This window comes from Streptomyces otsuchiensis (assembly GCF_004305975.1).
Lineage (GTDB): Bacteria > Actinomycetota > Actinomycetes > Streptomycetales > Streptomycetaceae > Streptomyces > Streptomyces otsuchiensis.
The window spans coordinates 1-2,259 of the sequence record NZ_BHZI01000467.1 but is presented as its reverse complement, the minus strand read 5'-3'; the positions used below and the strand labels follow the sequence as shown (position 1 = coordinate 2,259).

General features: G+C 73.4%; 3 protein-coding genes. 1 reads left to right on the top strand and 2 read right to left on the bottom strand.

Annotation, left to right across the window (positions count from 1 at the left end; translation table 11 throughout):
* A partial coding sequence (locus tag E0D90_RS25145) for a VOC family protein (RefSeq protein ID WP_307721180.1) occupies positions 1 to 462 on the top strand: 462 nt, incomplete at its 5' end.
* 54 nt (positions 463 to 516) lie between these two features.
* On the opposite strand, the gene E0D90_RS25140 is transcribed toward E0D90_RS25145, so the two are convergent.
* Entirely contained in the window at positions 517 to 1,860 is a 1,344-nt protein-coding gene (locus E0D90_RS25140; RefSeq protein WP_130800222.1) for a YeeE/YedE family protein, read from the bottom strand.
* Positions 1,861 to 1,867: 7 nt separating this feature from the next.
* Positions 1,868 to 2,259 (bottom strand): sulfurtransferase (locus E0D90_RS25135; protein WP_265415976.1); only part of this gene is annotated, 392 nt, incomplete at its 5' end.

The following is a 2,259-nucleotide window of genomic DNA, read 5'->3' as shown; positions in this document are numbered from 1 at the left end:
TCCCGCCCCGATCCCGTCCATGCCGCGCACCACCGCAGAGGAGTTCTTCCGATGGCCCCGCAGCCGATCGTCATCAGCCTGCCCACCGAGGACCGCAACCGCTCGTTCGCCTTCTACCGCGACGGGCTCGGCTTCGCGCCGGTCGGTGAGCCGGCCGAGGACGGCGTGCCGGAACCGCTCCAGTTCGCGGTCAACGAGGGGCTGCATCTGATGTTCATCCCGACCGGCGGGTTCGGTTGGGTCATCGGCGGCCGGGAGGTGGCCGCGCCCGGTACCAGCGAGTGCGTGCTGAGCCTGGATGTCGCCTCGGACGGTGACGTGGACGAGCAGTTCGGGCGCGCGGTCGCGGCCGGCGCCACCACGGTCAGCGCGCCGGCCCGCCAGCCGTGGGGCTACACCGGGACGTTCGCCGACCCGGACGGGCATGTGTGGATGGTGCTGTCCGAGGAGTCGGCGGACTGACCCGTGACGCCGTCGGCGGCCGGTCCGGGAGCGCCCCGGGCCGGCCGCCGCACGTCAGGAGCGGTGGAGTCCGGCGCGGAAGCCGAGGGCGAGACCGCTGAGGACGGCGGCGGCGAAGACCCAGCCGGAGAGCGCCAGTGCCTGCGTTCCGGAGAGGAGGACGCCGACGGTGCAGCCCAGTCCGATGACGGCGCCCCAGCCGAGCAGCACCCCGCCGAGCAGGGCGGTGGCGCCGTTGCGGACTGTGACCGGTTCGAGGGTGACCCGGCGTCCGGGCAGTGCGGCGGCGAGCGAGCCGGCGACGATGCCGATGATCAGCCACCCGTTGTCGGTGACGGTCTCCACGACCAGCGCGACACAGCCGGCCAGACTGGTGTCGAGCCCCTGGAGGGTGCCGGGGAGCAGCCCGCCGGAGTCCATGGCCGTGCGGGTCAGTCCGCTCAACTGCGAGGTGACACCGAGCGGTTCGACGCGAAGGTAGGCCAGGAAGCCGACGAGCCCCACCAGTCCGCCGGTGAGCAGCGCGGGCCAGCGCCGGAAGAACAGTGCCCGCCGGATCTCGGTCCGGTCCACGCGCAGCGGTGCGCGGGCGGGCTGCGGCGGGTTCCACCGCAGCAGCAGTACGCCGAGGGCGGCCAAGACGGCGAGTTGCAGCAGCAGGGCGCCCGCGTAGCCGAAGGTGGCGGGCAGCCAGGGGACGGGCGCGCCCCGGATGAAGGTGTCGTGGAGCGGGTTCCAGGTGAGGAAGCCGGCGCCGAAGCCGCCCAGCACTCCGGCGAGTCCGGGTAGTGCCCGCAGGGAGCCTTCGCCGAGCCGGTAGAGGTGTCCGGCGATGCAGCCGCCGGAGAGGACGATGCCGATACCGAAGGCGAGTCCGGCGACGACCAGGGCGACGCTGACGGGCGCGATGTGCGCGGCGGTCGGGAGCCGGCCGGTCGCGGGGTCGGCCTGGCGGATGGTGAAGACCAGGACGTAGCCGACCGTCCCGGTCGCGAGGGCCGCGAGCACGCTGTACGCGCCACGGCTGTCACCCTTCTCGAAGAGGTCCCGGAAGATGCAGTAGAAGCAGAACCGGCCGCGTTCGAAGAGGATGCCGAGGGCGGCACCGGCCAGCAGCGAGAACGAGGCGGTGGCGCCGAATCCGTCGGCGCGGTGGATGATCCAGGCGCCGGTCAGCAGCGCCCCGGCCAGGGTGAGCGCCAGGACGGTGCGGACCGTGTCGCCGCGGCTCCAGCCGAGCAGGCGTGGCCCGTCGGCCGGGGCCGTGGCGGCCTCGCCGTCACGGGCCGTGGCGGCCTCGGCCTCCCGGGGCGTGGCGGCCTCGGGCTCGGCGGCGGGGCCGCCGGGGGCGGTGCCCGCCGGGTGGCGGCGGGCACCGCTGATCGGTGTGTCGGGCATCGGTGAGTTAGCTCCAGAGTCCGCTGCGTTCACCGGACGTGTTGTTCTGGACGGGGACGTTCACGGCGTTGCCCCACTCGGTCCAGGAGCCGTCGTAGAGCTTGACGTCGTAGCCGAGGATCTGGCTGAGGGCGTACCAGGTGTGGCTGGCGCGCTCTCCGATGCGGCAGTAGACGACGACGGGCTTGCTGCCGTCCACCCCGGCCTCGGCGTAGATGTCGCGGATCTCCTCGGGCGGCAGGAAGCTGCCGTCCTCGTCGACGACGCCGGCCCAGGGGACGTTGACCGCGTTGGGGATGTGGCCGAGCTTGACGGCGGCCTCCCCCTCGAAGCCCTCGGCGACGCCGATCTCGCCGTTGTACTCCTGGGGTCCGCGGATGTCCACGAGGTGGGCGGGGG